14 protein-coding genes are annotated in these 18,058 nt (G+C 32.3%); 9 read left to right on the forward strand and 5 right to left on the reverse strand.

From position 1 onward, the window contains the following. Positions 1-4: 4 nt before the first annotated feature. Together CXF54_RS05305 and CXF54_RS05310 are read right to left on the reverse strand one after the other, a co-directional pair. The gene (locus CXF54_RS05305; RefSeq protein ID WP_101202738.1) at positions 5-2,377 is read right to left on the reverse strand and encodes a TonB-dependent receptor domain-containing protein; all 2,373 of its coding nucleotides are present in this window, start codon (positions 2,375-2,377) and stop codon (positions 5-7) included. Between the two features lie 103 nt (positions 2,378-2,480). Beyond that, a complete protein-coding gene (locus tag CXF54_RS05310) occupies positions 2,481-4,325 on the reverse strand; it encodes a cation:proton antiporter (RefSeq protein WP_090837053.1) in 1,845 nt (614 codons plus the stop codon). Positions 4,326-4,493: 168 nt separating this feature from the next. On the opposite strand from CXF54_RS05310, the gene CXF54_RS05315 reads away from it, so the two are divergent. The 9 genes from CXF54_RS05315 (at position 4,494) to CXF54_RS05355 (ending at position 15,728) form a co-directional block, all read left to right on the forward strand. Then, positions 4,494-5,342, forward strand: a complete 849-nt coding sequence (locus CXF54_RS05315) for a universal stress protein (RefSeq protein ID WP_101202739.1) — start codon at positions 4,494-4,496, stop codon at positions 5,340-5,342. Further along, positions 5,339-7,525, forward strand: a complete 2,187-nt coding sequence (locus CXF54_RS05320) for a SulP family inorganic anion transporter (RefSeq protein WP_090837057.1) — start codon at positions 5,339-5,341, stop codon at positions 7,523-7,525. The genes CXF54_RS05315 and CXF54_RS05320 overlap by 4 nt, the downstream gene beginning before the upstream one ends. Before the next feature lie 72 nt (positions 7,526-7,597). Continuing rightward, entirely contained in the window at positions 7,598-8,458 is an 861-nt protein-coding gene (locus CXF54_RS05325) for an MBL fold metallo-hydrolase (RefSeq protein WP_090837059.1), read from the forward strand. A gap of 19 nt (positions 8,459-8,477) precedes the next feature. Then, entirely contained in the window at positions 8,478-10,094 is a 1,617-nt protein-coding gene (locus tag CXF54_RS05330) for a S8 family peptidase (RefSeq protein ID WP_101202740.1), read from the forward strand. Between the two features lie 67 nt (positions 10,095-10,161). After that, positions 10,162-11,985, forward strand: a complete 1,824-nt coding sequence (locus CXF54_RS05335; protein WP_101202741.1) for a M1 family metallopeptidase — start codon at positions 10,162-10,164, stop codon at positions 11,983-11,985. Between the two features lie 101 nt (positions 11,986-12,086). Next, a complete protein-coding gene (locus tag CXF54_RS05340) occupies positions 12,087-12,587 on the forward strand; it encodes a hypothetical protein (protein ID WP_101202742.1) in 501 nt (166 codons plus the stop codon). Positions 12,588-12,730: 143 nt separating this feature from the next. After that, a complete protein-coding gene (rnpA, locus tag CXF54_RS05345; RefSeq protein ID WP_101202893.1) occupies positions 12,731-13,105 on the forward strand; it encodes a ribonuclease P protein component in 375 nt (124 codons plus the stop codon). A gap of 37 nt (positions 13,106-13,142) precedes the next feature. Continuing rightward, positions 13,143-14,777 carry a S41 family peptidase gene (locus tag CXF54_RS05350; RefSeq protein WP_101202743.1) on the forward strand — a complete coding sequence of 545 codons (1,635 nt, stop codon included), beginning with the start codon at positions 13,143-13,145 and terminating at the stop codon, positions 14,775-14,777. Between the two features lie 60 nt (positions 14,778-14,837). Next, positions 14,838-15,728 carry an OmpA family protein gene (locus CXF54_RS05355; protein WP_101202744.1) on the forward strand — a complete coding sequence of 297 codons (891 nt, stop codon included), beginning with the start codon at positions 14,838-14,840 and terminating at the stop codon, positions 15,726-15,728. A gap of 337 nt (positions 15,729-16,065) precedes the next feature. On the opposite strand, the gene CXF54_RS05360 is transcribed toward CXF54_RS05355, so the two are convergent. The 3 genes from CXF54_RS05360 to rpiB are packed head-to-tail and all read right to left on the reverse strand — an operon-like array spanning position 16,066 to position 17,883. Then, entirely contained in the window at positions 16,066-16,512 is a 447-nt protein-coding gene (locus CXF54_RS05360; RefSeq protein WP_101202745.1) for a GNAT family N-acetyltransferase, read from the reverse strand. A gap of 22 nt (positions 16,513-16,534) precedes the next feature. Further along, entirely contained in the window at positions 16,535-17,446 is a 912-nt protein-coding gene (locus tag CXF54_RS05365) for a cation diffusion facilitator family transporter (RefSeq protein ID WP_101202746.1), read from the reverse strand. A 2-nt stretch (positions 17,447-17,448) separates the two neighbouring features. Further along, positions 17,449-17,883: a ribose 5-phosphate isomerase B gene (rpiB, locus tag CXF54_RS05370; RefSeq protein ID WP_101202747.1), complete on the reverse strand. Its 435-nt coding sequence runs from the start codon at positions 17,881-17,883 to the stop codon at positions 17,449-17,451. Positions 17,884-18,058 lie beyond the last annotated feature (175 nt).

Genomic DNA, 18,058 nt, shown 5'->3' on the forward strand with positions numbered 1-18,058 from the left:
TTTACTAATCATTACCATCAATCCTGTTCTCTTCATCTCTTGATGAATTACTTCTACTTTTCTTTTTACCAAATTTAGAACCAAAACTATAGGCTAATCTAAGTTGTACATTTTGTCTTGACTCATTACTTTCTACTGCTGCAAGACCATTACCGTAATCTATATTACCTATAAAACCTCTATTTAGCATTTTGTTAAATCCAAGATTTGCTTTTAGCTTATCATCAAAGAATTTTTTACCAAAAGAAAAGTCTAATTCTGCAAACCAGTCTACTTCAATTTGACCTTCTAAAGCACCAGTTCCATAATTACCGCTTAATTCAAAATCGATATCCCAAGGTAACTCATAACTAGCTTCTAAAAACCAAATAAAGTTCCACTTGTTTAAATCTACATTATACGTTGAGGACTGGTAGTCTGTATTAGTTACAATGATACCTGTATAACCTTCCAAACCTTCAGCAAACTCAACCGGAGCATATAATCTAAAATTCCAATTCGCATTATTCTCTACGTTAACTTGTTGCTGTCTAATTTGTGCTGTCGCATTGTCTTGAGAGATTAATTCAAAAATAACATCGTCTGTTTTACTATAACCCACTATAAAAAAAGGTTGGCCATCGTAGGTTAAATTAAATTGATAATTATTAGTATAAGATGGTGTTAAATTAGGGTTTCCTTCTCCTGCCGAAAAAGGATCTAAAAACGTAGCAAAAGAGTTTAAACTACTATAAGAAGGTCTTTGTATTCTATAACTATAAGACAAACTAGCCCCTAGAACATCCGTTAGCTCTCTACTAACTGACGTACTTGGAAATAGCTTTTTAATGGGTCTTTTCTGGACTTGAGTGACTAAACTACCATTGTTTAAAAATGTAGACGTACCGTCTGTATTACTATCTTCATAACGCAATCCTCCTGAAAAGGACCACTTACCTTGCGTTGCACTAATCTTTGAGTACAATGCAAAAATGGTTTCGTCAATAACAAAACGACTACTTTCATCATCTAACAAATCAAAATTACCATTATTGTCAATTAAAGATTCTAAATCGTTATCTGTTTTGACATCCGCATAGCGTGTACCTGCACTTAATTTTAAGTTACCAGAAAACGTTCTGGAATAGTCAACGCGATAGGTTTTAATATTGTACGTTCCGTCTTGATTATAGCGTCTATCTGTAAAATCAATAGTACTTCCTGCAACATCAGATAAGGTATTGGTGTTGGTATTTGTAAAATCAACATAATTAAAATCGACAACCAATTTATTAGCGTCCGTCTTATACTCGTAATAAGGGTTTATATTAAAGTTAGAGCGGTCTCTATCAAAGTAGTTTTCAGAAAATAGCGTTTCAGTCGTATTTATATCCGAAATAATAGTTTTGCTGCTTATTGTTCTTGTAGAGTTTCGGTTATTAAATCTTCCGCCGATTCCAATAGAGTGATTTTCGCTTAAATAATAATCTAAACTTCCGCTAATCGTAATGTTTTTAGGATCATACGGCTCTTTAGTAACTTGATCATAAGTTTCTGTACCAACCGTTCTTACTAAAAACAAATCTTCTCGCCATGTTGGCTCGGAATAATTAACACTAGACTGCCAATTTAATTTGTTTTTATAACTCGCTATAGAAAATCCAGAACCCCATTCTAAGCCTTCGTCCTCTCCTATCCAAGACGTTACATTACCATGTGTGCCTAATTGGACGTTTTTCTTTAAAATAATGTTTATAATGGCTCCAGAACCTGATGCTTCGTACTCTGCTCCTGGTTGTTCTATTAATTCTATTTTTGAAATATTGTCTGCCGGAAAATCTCTAAGTAAAGTTTCAACATCCATATACTCGGTTGTTTTTCCATTAATAAGAATCTTTACTCCTGTTTTTCCTGCGATCGAAATCCCGTTATTAGTGACTAAAACACCTGGAATTTTCCGCATCACATCCTGTAAATTAGTATTAATCATTTCTGATTTTTCCAAATCTACTATTAGCTTTTCTGCGGTTTGTCTTATTACTGGGCGTTTACTTTTAACAACAACCTCATCTAATGTTAGGTTTTCTTCTTCTAAAATAAAGTCTAATATTTTATTAGATTTAAGCTCAAATTTATCAGATAATTTAGTCTGAAACCCAAGACTTGACACTTCTAAATAATACGTATCTGACGTCGTATTTTTTAAATGGTAAACGCCTTCGTTATTAGTAACTACTCCCGTAACAACGGTTTTAGTTAAGTAATTATAAAGTATTACATTGGTAAACTCTAGTGGTTGCCCATTTTGATCTGAAATAGTTCCAGAAATATCGTGTTGTGCAATACTAGTAAAAGAGAAAAAAAGAAAGCATAAAATACTTAGTGATTTAAAAGCCATAACAGTTTGATTTTGATTGATATGCTAAATATATGCTTATCAATCAATTATAAAAAACTGTTTTTACTGAATTGGGATAAAAAACGGATGAATTGGGAACATCTTATACCGTATCCACTTTTTCCACATCTAAAGGTTTACCTAAATACACTAAATAACTCCCCTCTTCTATGTCTTCAAAATTAGTATTGTAAGACGATATGATATGTAGTTCTCCTTCTTCATCTTTAATAAAAAGCGGAATAATATCCTTATCCTTTATGGTTGTGTTTATTAAGTCTAACAAGTGGTCTTTATCAATAATTTCAATTTCTTGAATACTTGGAAACTTTCTAGTTACTTCAGATAAGGTTGTAAAATCATCAGTATGAGAAAATAAACCTTCATGTGGATTATTGTTTTCATCCAACATTTCTTCAGTAGATACTAATCTAAACGCCCCGTTTTCTCCAAATTGTTTAGAAAACTTAGTGATAGCATACTTATTAATATCATTATTACCAGTAAGTGCCATTAAATACCCCACATCGTTAAGCTCTATATTATCCGTTAATGTTTCAGAATAGATATTAGCATTTAAGGCATCTAAACCAAGATCTTTTGCTTTGTTTATATTGTTTTGGTTACTATCAATCAACACAACATGTCTACCATGAGACTCTAAATAATGTCCAATTAATCTTGATGTTTTAGAAGCACCAACAATTAAAATACCGTTAGATTGTGTTAAAAACACACCCACTAATTTTGCAAAAAGTCTTGCGGTTGTTGCATTTAAAAGTACTGTTCCCAGAACTATTACAAACACTAAAGGTGTAATATATTCTGCGCCGGTAATACCTTTACTTGCTAATTTTAAACCAAAAAGAGAAGCAATACCCGCAGCAACAATACCACGTGGTCCAACCCAACTAATAAACAGTTTTTCGTTAAATTTAAGTTTAGAACCATGTGTACTTAAAAAGACACCTACAGGTCTAACAATTAAGATAATTACAGCAAAAAGGGCTACAGTTTCCCAATTATAAATTAATAGTAATTCACTATAGTTAATATTTGCTGCAAGCAATATAAATAATATCGAAATTAACAAGACACTCAACGATTCTTTAAAGTATAATAAGTCTTTTAAATATGGCGAGTTAGAGTTACCTAAAACCATACCCATAACCACTACTGCAAGTAATCCCGACTCATGCGCAAACGCGTCAGACAGTACAAACACACCTAATACCGCTGCTAATGCAAACACATTTAATAAGTAATGTGGCACCCATTTTTTATTGATAATAAAATTCATAGCATGTGCAAACGTAAAACCAAAAGTGGCTCCAAATAATACAATTTTACCAAACTCTATTAGTGCTGTTTTAGTAAACTCGCCTCCTGCATCTACACTAATAAATTCAAACACTAATACTGCTACTAAAGCACCAATAGGATCAATTAAAATCCCTTCCCATTTTAAAACGGTAGAGATATCTTTTTTTAAAGGTATATTTCTTAAAATAGGTGTAATTACAGTTGGTCCCGTTACAATTATTAGTCCTGAAAATAAATATGAAATCTCCCAAGTCAATCCAAAAATATAATGTGCAGCTACACCAGCTCCAAAAAAGGTAACCAAAGAGCCTAAAGATATAAGCTTGGTTATAACTGGTCCTACATTTTTTATCTCGCTCATTTTTAAGGTTAGTCCACCTTCAAAAAGAATGATACTTATGGCCAAGGATACAAAATAGAACAAGCTTTCGCCAGGAAACAACCCTTCTTCTCCATTCCAAATTGGTTCTATCCATTTGGTGCCATCTTCACTTAAAAATTCGGCAGCAATTGGTCCAACTAATAACCCAATTAATATTAAAGGTAAAATTGCGGGTATTTTTAATTTCCATGCTACCCATTGTGCTAGTATCCCTAAAATAATGATTCCTCCTAATTCTAACATTTAGTTTACGTTTTTTGTGAAAATACTAATTCTTTAATTTTTGAACTATGTTTTAGGTCAAATTTAGCGTAAAAAGCTTAGTTTATTTACATAAAGGCTTTAGTTTCAGCATTTTTTTAAACTTAAAAAAAGAGTATCTTTCAACTTTTCAGAAAAACAACTAACTAAGTGCCTTTAAAACCCTTTAAAACAATCGGAATTGGTGTGGCGTTTTCGCCCAACCTAAAAGCTAACCTTTATGAGGCTGCTAGACTATCCCTTTATTTTGAGGCTAAATTGGTGATGATTCATATTGGTGAGCAATCTGAAGAAAAATTAAATAAATTAAAACTTATTTTAAGCGCTTTCAAAAAAGATAATCTTGAGTACGAAGTGGTTTTTAAATCAGGAAACCCTGTAGATGCAATATTAAGTACCGCTAAACAAAAAAGCTTTGACCTGCTAATTATTGGTGCAGCCAAACGTGAAAACTTTGTAAAATACTACGTAGGTTCTATTGCTAGAAAAATTACTAGACAAGCTAAATGTAGTTTGTTATTGTTGATAAACCCTTCTATTGAAAGATTACCATGTCGCCATATTGTAGTTAACGGATTGGAAGATCCTAGAACAGAACAGACCATTGCTTCTGCTTTTTATGTGGCTTCCAAATTAAATGCCGAACAGCTTACTATTGTTGAAGAAATTAAGCAAAATCAAATTGATATTAAAGTCGATGATGACAAATCATTAAGACATGCAAACATTATTAAAGCAAGAATTAGTAATCGTGAAACTTCAAGAATTAACCATATTATTGAAGAGCTACCAAAAGAACACACTAACAATATTGTAATAAAATCGCAACCAATTTTTGGAACTCAAGGATATTCCATTGGTCACTATGCACAAATTAAACGAGCGGATTTATTAGTGATGAATGCACCAACAAAAATGACCTTTTGGGACCGTTTATTCCCACACGATATAGAACATATTTTAACCGAACTTCCAACAGACGTCTTAATTATTCAATGAGTCCAAAACAGAATAACATAAAGACCTTTTTTAAAGCATTACCTAAAAATATTTTTTCTGGTTTTGTGGTCAGTCTTATCGCTTTACCTTTAGGTTTAGGATTAGCTATGGCTAGTGATGCGCCTCCAATTTCTGGTGTAATTGCGGCTGTAATTGGTGGTGTTGTAGTTTCTATTTTAGGAGGTAGTAATGTTACTATTGCTGGTCCCGGAAATGGATTAGTAGGTGTGCTTTTAGGAACTATAGCTACTTTAGGGTTAGAAAGTGCTTATGCGGCAATAATCTGTTCTGGAGCCTTACTTTTAGTTTTAGGGTTTTTAAGATTAGGTAAATTAGCAGATTTCTTTCCATCCTCTGCAATACAAGGGATGTTGGCTGCTATTGGTCTTATTATTTTAGGAAAACAGTTTCATATTATGCTAGCGCATAGGATAAAACGCGAAGATACTATTGACTACCTTTTTGAGATTCCGTTTACTATAAACGATGCCATTCATTACCAAAATACAGGCTTAATTTATGCGGCTTTAGCTGGTGTAATCAGTTTTTTAATAATGATATTTTATTCTAAAATCAGAAATAAATATCTACAACTTATTCCGGCACCAATGTGGATTGTTATTCTATCTATTGGTTTTAGTTATTATTTTGAATTAGTAGCGCACGAAGCTAACCCAATTGCCCTTAAATACATGATCTCTGGTATACCAGAATTTTCAGAAATCGTATCTCAAATTCCAACTGTTAACTTTGGTAAAATAGGGACTTTACCCTTTTGGACAAGTGTATTAGCATTAACACTTATTGCTAGTATAGAGTCTTTATTAAGTATCAAAGCAGTAGATAAATTAGATCCAGAAAAACGTAGAAGTAATGTTAATCGCGATTTAAAAGCATTAGGATTAGCAACTGTAGGAAGTGGTTTTTTAGGCGGTCTTAATGTGGTAACTGTTATTGCAAGAAGCTCTGTTAATGTCAATAATGGCGGTAGTAACAGGTCTTCTAACTTTTTTCATGCGTTATTTTTGGTAATCTTTATTGTACTATTTAGCACGCAATTAACACGTATACCTTTACCCGCTTTGATGGCTATATTGGTTTACACAGGTTATAAATTAGCCTCTCCAGAAAATATTAGAAAGATTTTTAAAATTGGTAAAGAGCAATTAATTATCTTTTTTGTAACACTAATTGTTACGCTTAAAATTGGATTAATTTCAGGTATTTTATCAGGAGTGTTTATTACGTTTATTATACATATTGTTATTAACAAAAATGTCACTTTATTTGCTAAAAACTGGCTAAAACCAAATGTTTTAATGTTCCAGGAAGACACACATTATTACGTTAGTGTTAAACATTTTTGTAGTTTTTTAAACTTCTATAAGTTAAAAGAAAAACTAGATGCTATTCCAGAAAACGAAGATGTGATTTTAGACTTCTCGTTATGTCAATTTGTAGATCATACGGTAATGGAAAATCTAAATAATTACCAAGAATTATTTACCAAACGTGGTGGTCATTTTGAAGTGTTAGGATTAGATTTACATGATACTGAGTCTGAACATCCTTTTGCACTGCGTCGCTTACTGCCAGTACCAAAACTTATTAAAAATAGCTTAACACGTCGACAAACAACTATTGAAGAGTTGACTACCGATTTTGATTTGAATTACGATTCTAAAAAAGAACGTGACACCTTATTTTTAAATAATTTTTTGTTTTTTAGAACTAAGCAAATCAACTATATATACAACCAAATACATAATAAAGACAACTCTTTAAATCTATTTGATATCGAGTTTTCTGAAGGAGAATTTATTGCCAAAGAAGTGGTCCGTAGTACCATGCTACATATTAAATTAGATAAAGATATTCCCGAATTTACTTTAGACCAAGAAGGGTTTTTAGAAAAAGTCTATGCTTTTGCTGGATTTAAAGATATTCCTATTAAAAATCATACAGATTTCTCTAATCGTTTTTATTTATTAGGCGAAGATACAGAAGCTATACAACGCTTTTTTACAGATCAAATCACACACTTTTTTGAAAGTAATCCGTATTTTCATATCGAGTCTAACGGTAAAGATTTACTAATATTTGGACGTGAGCGTCTGGCTAGTATAAAAGAAATTAAAGCGCTTTATGACTTCGGTAAACGACTTAAAGAAGTGATTTCTTAATAAAACCTTAATATTACAAACCATCTCTTGGTTATTTAGTAATTTGCAGAGTCTTTTAAAATTCAATTTATAATGAAGTTACACCCAATACAAGCAGGTCATTTTAAATTAGATGGCGGTGCCATGTTTGGTGTTGTCCCTAAATCTTTGTGGACCAGAACCAACCCAGCGGATGCCAATAACATGATAGATATTGCAGCACGCTGTTTATTAATAGAGGACGGTAACCGTCTGACACTAATAGATACAGGTATGGGAACCAAGCAAAGTGATAAATTTTACGGATATTATAATTTATATGGAGATGACACATTAGAAAAATCTTTAAATACTGCAGGGTTTTCTTCAAATGATGTCACAGATGTCTTTTTAACACATCTTCATTTTGACCATTCAGGTGGTGCTTTTAATTATAATAAAGACCGTACAAAATTAGAATCAGCCTTTAAAAACGCACATTTCTGGAGTAATAAAGACCACTGGAAATGGGCAACAGAGCCTAACCGTCGTGAAGTCGCATCGTTTTTAGAAGAAAACATACTTCCAATGGAACAAAGTGGGCGTTTAAAATTCACAGATATTCCGCAGGGTGATATTTTAAAAAATTCAGCACTCGGTTTCGATATCTTTTATGCTAATGGACATACAGACAAACAAATGATTCCAATGATCAATTACGATGGAAAAACCATTTGTTTTATGGCAGATTTATTACCAACTGCTGGGCATTTACCATTACCCTTTGTTATGGGTTATGACACCAGACCGCTTTTAACGCTAAACGAGAAAGAAAAATTTCTCAATTTAGCAGCAGATAACAATTATTACTTATTTTTGGAACACGACGCACACAATCAAATTATTACTGTGCAACATACCGATAAAGGTGTCCGATTAAAGGACACTTATACTTGCAACGAAATTTTTAATTAACAACTCAAAAAAATTTATAATGAAAATTAACTTTAAGCCTATTTTATATTCAGCTTTTGCTGCAATAGCGTTATCAAGTTGTGGTGGTGGTGCACCAATATTATCTACTCCAATAGAAAATATAGACAATACACCTATTAAAGAATCTGACTTAACAGAAACTGAAGCTCATAATTGGGGACATTTAGATTTATCTAAAGATACTATTCCTGGAATGAGTGTTGATAAGGCTTACGCCGAAATAATAAAAGGTAAAAAAGGACAGCAAATTATTGTTGCAGTAATCGATTCTGGAATAGATATTACACACGAAGATTTAGATGGTGTAATCTGGACAAATCCAAAAGAAATTGCAGGAAACGGAATAGATGATGATAAAAATGGATACATCGATGATATCCATGGTTGGAACTTTTTAGGTGATGCTTATGATGAGCAATTAGAAATGACACGTATTGCTGCTACCTTGGATACAAGTATTCCAAGATATGCTGAAGCTAATGCACAATTAGAAGAAGCATATCAAAAAGCGTTAAGCGGTAAACAACGTTACGATCAAATTTATGCTCAGATATCTAGTGCAAACAAAGTATTAACTGCACATTTTAAAAAGTCTGATTATACACCTGCAGAAGTAAATGCTTTAACGCCAGCAGAAGGATCAGAATTAGCAACAGCAGTTGCTACTGCTAAATTTATGTATGCTAACGGGATGACTTCTATTCCTGAAGCTGAAGAGCAAATTAAAGGTGGTGTAGAGTATTTTACAGACCAACTGAATGCAAACCTTAACAAAGAGTTTAAAGGTCGTAAAACAGGAGATGATCCAAACGATTTTAATGACAAGCCAGGTTATGGTAATGCTAATGTGATGCCAACAAAAAAATCTGAAAGTCATGGAACGCACGTTGCAGGTATTATTGCTGCAGAGCGTAACAACGGTTTAGGTGCAAATGGTGTTGCTAATAATGTAAAAATTATGGCTATTCGTGCAGTACCTAATGGTGACGAGTATGATAAAGATGTTGCAAAAGCTATTAGATATGCAGTAGATAATGGTGCAAAAGTAATTAATGGTAGTTTTGGTAAAAGTTTCTCTATGCACCCAGAATGGGTAAGAGATGCTATCAAATACGCAAGTGATAAAGGGGTGATTTTTGTACATGCTGCTGGAAACGATAGCAAAAATGTTGATACAGAACCTAACTTCCCGGATGATAATGTAGACTACGTAGAAGTTTCAAATACTTATATTAGAGTAGGATCTTTAGCGCCAAGTTATGGTACTAAATTAGTCTCTGGTTTTTCTAACTATGGAAAACAAAACGTAGATGTATTTGCTCCAGGATCTGAAGTGTACTCAACAACTCCAGAAAACGAATACAAAGCAATGGGAGGAACAAGTATGGCATCTCCTGCTGTAGCTGGTGTTGCTGCTTTAGTTTGGTCTCAGTATCCAAAACTAAAAGCATCTCAGGTTAAACAAATCATTATGGATTCTGGTTTAGCTATTCCTGCTAAAGTAGTTGTTGGTGGTGATGCTTCTAACGTTCAGCCATTTGCTAATTTAAGTAAATCAGCTAAAATTGTAAATGCTTACAATGCTTTAATTGTGGCTTCACAAATTTCTAAATAACAATTCAATAATAAAAAAAGCCTCAACCTATTTTAGTTGAGGCTTTTTTATTTCAATTTAAATACCAATGAAAAAACTACTACTTTTAATTACTGCTTTTGGTGTGCTTACAGGTTGTAAGTCTACCAAACAAATGGCAGCTTCAGCAACCAATCAAAGCAAAACACAATCTACATATTGGCAGCAACATGTGGATTATAAAATGGATATTGATATGGATGTAAAATCGTATCAATACAAAGGAAAACAAACCTTAGTGTACACTAATAACTCGCCAGACGTTTTAGGTCGTGTGTATTACCATTTATATTTTAATGCCTTCCAACCAGGTAGCGAAATGGATGTACGTTCTCGTACTATTGCAGATCCAGACAGACGTGTTGGAGACCGTATTAGTAAACTTAAACCTAATGAGATTGGTTACATAAAAGTAAACAGCCTAAAACAAAACGGTAAAGCATTAAACCATGAAACGGTTGGGACTGTTTTAGAAGTAGATTTAGCAAAACCAATCCAACCAGGAGAAAGTGTAACATTTACTATGGATTTTGATGCACAAGTACCACAACAAATTAGACGTTCTGGTCGTGATAATGCAGAAGGTGTAGCATTATCTATGACACAATGGTATCCAAAATTAGCCGAATATGATTTTGAAGGATGGCATGCTGATCCATACATTGGACGCGAGTTTCATGGTGTTTGGGGAGACTTTGAAGTTAACTTAACCATTGACAAAAACTACATTGTTGGAGGTACAGGTTACCAACAAGGAGACGCTGAAATAAAAGGAAACAAAAAAACATTACGTTTTAAAGCACCAAGAGTACATGACTTTACGTGGGCTGCAGATCCTGATTATATTCACGATACTATGCAAGTACCAAATGGTCCAATGCTAAACTTTTACTACAAAAAAGATTTACCTGCAGAAAACTTACAATATTGGAAAGACTTACAACCTAAAACGGTACAGTTAATGCAATATTTTTCTGAAAATGTTGGTAAATATCCTTACGATCAATACTCTGTTATTCAAGGAGGAGATGGTGGTATGGAGTACGCAATGTGTACTTTAATTACAGGAAAACGTAGTTTTGGAAGTTTAGTTGGTGTTACCGCACATGAGATGGCACATACTTGGTTTCAGTTTTTATTAGCCTCTAACGAAGCTAAACATGAGTGGATGGACGAAGGATTTACAAGTTACATTAGTGATTATGCAATGGACGCTGTTAATAATTCTAAGCTTAAAAACCCTGCTGCTGGTGCTTACAACGGATATTATTATTTAGTAAAATCAGGGAAAGAAAAACCACAAACAACGCATGCCGATCGTTATGATACTAACATGGCATATGGTATTACTGCTTATAATAAAGGATCAGTATTTTTATCTCAATTAGGTTATATTATTGGCGCTGACAATTTAAAACTAACGCTTAAAAAATATTTTAACGACTTTGCTTTTAAACATCCAACACCAATTGATATTATTCGTACTGCCGAAAAAGTTTCAGGTTTAGAGCTTAACTGGTACCTAACAGACTGGACACAGACAACTAATACCGTTGATTATGCTGTTACTTCAACAGAAGAAAATAATAGCATTACAACCGTTAATTTAGAGCGTATAGGATTAATGCCAATGCCTTTAGATATTGAAGTAGAATATACAGACGGAACAACAGCGCAATTTTACGTACCATTACAAATGATGCGTGGCGAAAAGCCAGTAGCTATAACTACTAAAATATTAAACGACTGGGCTTGGGCAATGCCAACGTACAGTTTTAGTATTAACAAATCAAAAAGTATGATTAAGTCTATAACAATAGATCCAAATCAATTAATGGCTGATATAGATAAAAAGAATAATGTTTTAAACTAACATTCCTTTTTTAATAAATTCAAAAAGCTGCAACTTAGGTTGCGGCTTTTTTGTTTTAGAAACGATTATATTTGAAAAGACTCACATTAAAATCACACCACATGAAACGTATCACAATAGCATTAATTTGTATCCTAATTCTAGGTTGCAAAGAAGACCCTAAACCAGAAAAATTAGATAATAATTCAAAAACTGAAACAACTAATAACACAGTAAAAACAGCTAAAAAAAGTACTAATACTACTTCTATTGCATTTTTAGAAAATATTAAAAATCTAGAAAAAGACAGCTCTAATAATCCAGTAGACAATTTTAAAAAAGAAGCAACTCCTATAGCAAAAAAGGTTATTAACATCACTAAAACTAATATTAAAGATGCTTTAACAACAGCTAAAAACTATAAACATGCTGTAATTACTGTGGAAGATCATACCATAGTAACATTAGATTTAGAAGATTGTAAATCTTCAGGAGCATGGGGCGCTTGTATGCCAAAAGCAGAAGGTTATATTAAAAAAGGAACGTTACAATATCAAAACGATTATGCTAATAATATTATTGGATTACCAGACGGTCAAGAGCGTTTGTTGTTTTTGTTTTAAACCGTACAATTTATAATTTTTTATATTGTGTATATTCGCACTTTAATTGGGTTTGAAGATATTTACATCTCAAATTACGCTAAATATTAGTGCTAAAAACTAATAAAAGCTGTGACAAAAAAGCCTTAATACATTAAATGACAATGCGTCTTACCTATAACAAGCATGAAAAGCTTAAAAGCCAAAAGGCAATCGAAAAATTATTCGTGGCCGGAAAATCAGTTTCGGCATATCCTTTGCGACTAGTTTATTTAAAAAACGATGACGCTTTAAAAGTTGGCGTTTCTGTAAGTAAGCGTAATTTTAAATTAGCAGTACATAGAATTCGTATAAAACGATTACTAAGAGAAGGTTACAGACTTAATAAAACTATGTTAATAGACTATAATATTGAGTCTTACACGCTAATGATTTTATATATTGGTAAAGAAATGCCTGATTTTGTAACCATTGACAAAAAAATGAAAGCGTTATTAACTAAGTTTAATGACCAAATTTCTAAACAAGACCATAAATAATTTGGTTTATTTTTAGATTGAATAAAATACACACACCATGAAAAACATATTTAAACGACGCATTTTAATTCCGGTTTTTGCTGTTGTTATACTAATTACAGGATCCTCTTTTAAAAACGATTTTTTTGAAATTGCTAAGCAAATAGAAATATTTACAACGCTTTTTAAAGAGTTAAATATGAACTATGTTGACGAGACTAATCCAGCTGAGTTAATGGATAATGCCATTAAAAATATGCTTAACGATTTGGATCCGTACACCAAATTTTATAATGAGCAGGATGTAGAAGCAGAACGTATACGTCGTACTGGAGATTACACTGGTGTTGGTGCACGTATTAGAACATTAAAAGATAAATTAGTAGTTGTAGAGCCTTATAAAGATTACCCTGCAGATAAAGCAGGATTAAAAGCCGGAGATCAAATTACAGCTATAGATGGTGTGTTTGTTGCTGGCTATGATGGTGACGCTTCAAACCTTTTAAAAGGAGCACCAAACTCAGCATTACAAGTAACCTACACACGTCAAGGTAAATCAAATACTACTTCTGTAACACGATCAGAAATAGAAATAGATGCAGTACCTCATTTTTCTATGATAGATGAGCAAACAGGTTATATTGTATTACAAAAATTTAATGCCAAAGCATCCTCTCAAACAGGTTATGCTTTAAAAGATTTAAAAGCGCAAGGTGCTAAAAAAATTATTTTAGACCTAAGAGGTAATCCAGGTGGGTTATTAAACGAAGCCGTAAACGTAGTTAACCTATTTGTACCAAAAGGACAGCTTGTAGTTACCACAAAATCTAAAGTCAAAAAATACAACAAAACGTATTACACAAAAAAAGAACCAATAGATATTAACATACCTGTTGTAGTGTTAATAAATGGACGTAGTGCATCAGCCTCAGAAATTGTTTCTGGTACACTTCAAGATTTAGACAGAGCAGTAGTTGTTGGGTCTAGAAGTTTTGGAAAAGGACTAGTGCAACGCCCAAAAAAATTGACTTACGGTACCCAATTAAAAGTAACTATCTCTAGATATTATACGCCATCAGGACGTTGTATACAAGCTTTAGATTATTGGAATAGGGACGATAGTGGAAATGCTGTCCGTGTAAAACAAGAAAATTACAACGTCTTTAAAACCAAAAATGGTAGAAAAGTATTTGATGGTGGCGGTGTTTTTCCTGACGAAGCAATTGAAGTCACAAAAAATACAGCAATTACAGATGCTATTCTAAGCAGTCAGAGTGTCTTTGACTTTGCTACAACATACTACTATGATCATAAGATTGAAGATATTAACAACTTTAAGTTAACAGATGCAGATTTTAATGCCTTTAAAAGCTATTTAAACACTAGTGGTTTTGAGTTTGAAACAGAAACAGAAAAGGCACTTAAAAAAGCATTAGAAGTCTCTAAAACAGAGAATTTAGATGATGACATTAGTAAAGATTATAAAACACTAATTACTAATTTAGACAACTCTAAAGCAAAAGCTGTACAGGATAATAAAAAGCTACTTATTAACTTATTAACAGACGAGATTGTTAAACGTTACGTCTACAGAGAAGGTTTGTATGAATATTACAAAACTAACAATGAAGAGATAAAAAAAGCAACCGAAATTTTAGCAAATACGTCTCAGTATAACCGCTATTTAAACTAAAAACAACCAATAAATTTTAACATATTTAATTTTTGGTATATTTAATGCTAGTTTAAAGATATGAAACACCTATTACTTTTTATATGGTTTAGTACCACTATGGTTTTTTCGCAAAGCGAATTAAAGCATGATGTGTACTTTAATACAGACGAATATGACGTGCCATTAACAGAAGAAAATCGCATACTATTATTTATATCTAACTTAGACAGTATTCCTATTCAAAAAATATCCATTTACGGATTTACAGATGATAGGGGTAGTAATGACTATAATTTAGAGTTATCACAAAACCGAGCAAATACTATAAAAGAACTATTTTCTGGTTACGGAATTGACGAAAATCTAATAACCAACGTTAACGGTAAAGGAGAAATTTTACTTAAGGTTTTAAACGAAGACGAAGTCCATAAAATAAGAGGATTAAATCGTAAAGTAGAAATTATTGTTACGCCAAAACAACCTGAAATTATAGTAGAAGAGCAGCCTGAAGAAACGCCTGAAGTTGTAGAAATAGTAGAAGAAGCACAACCTATAATAGATGGTCCAAAAACTACGGACGATATTGCTAATGGGACAATAAAAAAAGGGGATAAGATAACCCTAGATAAAATATATTTTAAGACTAGTTACAGCTACGTTACTTCAGACTCCAAGAAAACTTTAGAGGATTTAGCCAAGCTAATGTTAGATAAAAAGAATCTTTATTTTACCATTCAGGGTCACGTTTGTTGTACACAAATGAGTCGTGATGCAGTAGATAAAAAGACTAAAAAACGTAATTTATCCATAGCCAGAGCAAAATATATCTACGATTATTTAGCCCGAAAAGGCGTAGATAAAAAACGAATGAAATACGTTGGTATGCGTCGTAAATTTCCATTAGGTGGTGCACCAGAATTGGATAGACGTGTAGAAATTTTAATTACTTATGTTGGTAAAGCAGAGTAAAACATAAATCTTAGATTATCATAAAAGAGCCCTATTTAGGGCTCTTTTTTTATGTATATATATAAAATACACCTTAAAAAGGTTATTAAATATACAGTCCAATACAACCGTTAATCCTAAGATATTACTGCTTATCCTAAGCTTTGCTTTTAAACCTAAAATAAGTAAAATTAAACAGAGAACTTTTAATAAACACAAACTGTATTGTATGTTTGCCTTCCAATAAAAAATAGCTTAACTAAAATTTAGTTAAGCTATTAATAAGACTTATTTCTAAGTAAGGTTAGAGTAGTTAGTTAACCTTCCTATAAAACCGCTTCGTGCCGAAGCGGTTTTTTTATTTTTTATATATCATCCCAATATGCGGAATACCATCTTCAAGATACTCGTCACCAACTTCTTTAAATCCTAGATTACCGTAAAAACGTTTTAAATAACACTGTGCAGAAATTTTAATTTCGGTTTTATTATAGTGTGTTTTAACTGCTTCAATAGACGCATTCATTATATCATAACCATACTTATATTGTCGTTGCGCTTGACTAACAATAACACGTCCAATGCTTGCTAATTCAAAATAATCTCCAGGTTTAAAAAGGCGTGTATAAGCCACTATTTTCTGATCTTTAAAACCAATAACATGTAATGCTTTTTGATCTTTACCATCAATATCTTGATATACACAATCTTGCTCAACCACAAATACCTCGCTTCGTAATTGCAGTATATCATACAACTGTTGTGTTGTTAAGTCTTGAAAGGTTTTTACTTTAATTTCTATCATGTTTACTAATTAGTCTATACTTTTAATCCTGTACAATAACATCTTTTACATCATCTTTTCCGTATTCTGGTTGGATGTTAACATGGTTAATTTCAAATTTATTAAGCAATAAATCTTCCACTTTATGTAATATTTTATCAAACTGTGTTAATGTAATATCATGTTCAAAATCTATATGCGCTTCAAAATGAGTTTCATTTTCATTTAATTGCCATACATGTATATGGTGCACGTTTTTAATTTCCGCGAAAGCGTTAATCTCTTTTACAATCTGATCTATAGGTATTGTATCTGGTGTAAATAACATTAATACTTTAGTAGATTCTTTTAACAAATCAAAGCCCATCCAAATTAGATAAATAGCTATGGCTAAGGTTAATGCACTATCTACCCAATATAACTGATAAAATTTCATTAATAAACCACCAATCAAAACAGCAACACTTGCTAACATGTCTGTTAATAAGTGTAAATAAGCACTACGCATGTTCATATTTGCCTGGCTATCTTTTTTTAATAGCAAGACACTAAAACCATTAGCTAAAATACCTAAAATAGATAACCATATAACTAAGTTACTTTGTACTATTTGTGGATCTTGAATACGCTTGGTCGCCTCTATTATTAACAAAATAGCAACTATTATTAAGGTAGAAGCATTAATAAAAGCTGCTAAAATCTCAGCGCGTTTAAAACCAAACGTCCTTTGTAAAGACGCTTCTTTTTTTGATAACCTATTAGCTATATAGCTTACAATTAAAGAGAGTACATCACTAAAATTATGTAACGCATCACTTAACAATGCCAGACTTCCGGATACTAATCCTCCAATAACCTGAGCTACAGTAATTAATATATTTAAAAGTATGGATATAACTAGATTACGACCTTTTAGATCGTTATGATTATGGTTATGTACGTGATCATGCCCCATTATTAACAGCCAACAGGGATCTTATCAACACGGTTTTGATGACGTCCACCTTCAAATTTAGTTTCTAAAAAGGTATCTACCATGGCTACTGCTTGTTGTACTGACGTATAACGTGCAGGGATACATATAATGTTAGCATTATTATGTTGTCTTGTTAACGCTGTTATTTCTTTTGTCCAACAAACACCAGCTCTAACTTTTTGATGTTTATTAGCAGTCATAGCAACACCATTGGCGCTACCACAAATTAAAATCCCAAAATCAACTTTATTATTAGCCACATCTTCTGCAACTGGGTGTACAAAATCTGGATAATCTACGCTGTCATTTTTATCCGTTCCATAGTTATTAACAATATAACCCTTTGATTCTAAATGTTTAAGGATTGTAAACTTGTAGTCTGTACCTGCATGATCGTTTCCGATTGATATTTTCATAGTAGTAGTGTGTTGTTTATTAAAGTTTCAAAGTTAATAATTGATTACAAGTAATAATAAGTAATAGGTATTAACTTATTGATAAAATTTAATTTCGCCTTTATTTTAAAAATGAAGACGTTACAATCAATTGTTAACTACTCGTGTTTAATTATTAATTACTTGTTAATAACAT

Origin of the sequence: Olleya sp. 1-3 (genome assembly GCF_002836085.1) — a bacterium.
Taxonomy (GTDB): Bacteria; Bacteroidota; Bacteroidia; order Flavobacteriales; family Flavobacteriaceae; genus Olleya; species Olleya namhaensis.

Excerpts from the sequence above, each read along its gene's own strand:
- CXF54_RS05310 (WP_090837053.1), bottom strand. The coding sequence starts at position 4,325 with ATGTTAGAATTAGGAGGAATCATTATTTTAGGGATACTAGCACAATGG.
- rnpA (WP_101202893.1), top strand. The coding sequence starts at position 12,731 with ATGCGTCTTACCTATAACAAGCATGAAAAGCTTAAAAGCCAAAAGGCA.
- CXF54_RS05340 (WP_101202742.1), top strand. The coding sequence starts at position 12,087 with ATGAAACGTATCACAATAGCATTAATTTGTATCCTAATTCTAGGTTGC.
- CXF54_RS05335 (WP_101202741.1), top strand. The coding sequence starts at position 10,162 with ATGAAAAAACTACTACTTTTAATTACTGCTTTTGGTGTGCTTACAGGT.
- CXF54_RS05320 (WP_090837057.1), top strand. The coding sequence starts at position 5,339 with ATGAGTCCAAAACAGAATAACATAAAGACCTTTTTTAAAGCATTACCT.
- CXF54_RS05355 (WP_101202744.1), top strand. The coding sequence starts at position 14,838 with ATGAAACACCTATTACTTTTTATATGGTTTAGTACCACTATGGTTTTT.
- CXF54_RS05325 (WP_090837059.1), top strand. The coding sequence starts at position 7,598 with ATGAAGTTACACCCAATACAAGCAGGTCATTTTAAATTAGATGGCGGT.
- CXF54_RS05350 (WP_101202743.1), top strand. The coding sequence starts at position 13,143 with ATGAAAAACATATTTAAACGACGCATTTTAATTCCGGTTTTTGCTGTT.
- rpiB (WP_101202747.1), bottom strand. The coding sequence starts at position 17,883 with ATGAAAATATCAATCGGAAACGATCATGCAGGTACAGACTACAAGTTT.
- CXF54_RS05365 (WP_101202746.1), bottom strand. The coding sequence starts at position 17,446 with ATGGGGCATGATCACGTACATAACCATAATCATAACGATCTAAAAGGT.
- CXF54_RS05360 (WP_101202745.1), bottom strand. The coding sequence starts at position 16,512 with ATGATAGAAATTAAAGTAAAAACCTTTCAAGACTTAACAACACAACAG.
- CXF54_RS05330 (WP_101202740.1), top strand. The coding sequence starts at position 8,478 with ATGAAAATTAACTTTAAGCCTATTTTATATTCAGCTTTTGCTGCAATA.
- CXF54_RS05305 (WP_101202738.1), bottom strand. The coding sequence starts at position 2,377 with ATGGCTTTTAAATCACTAAGTATTTTATGCTTTCTTTTTTTCTCTTTT.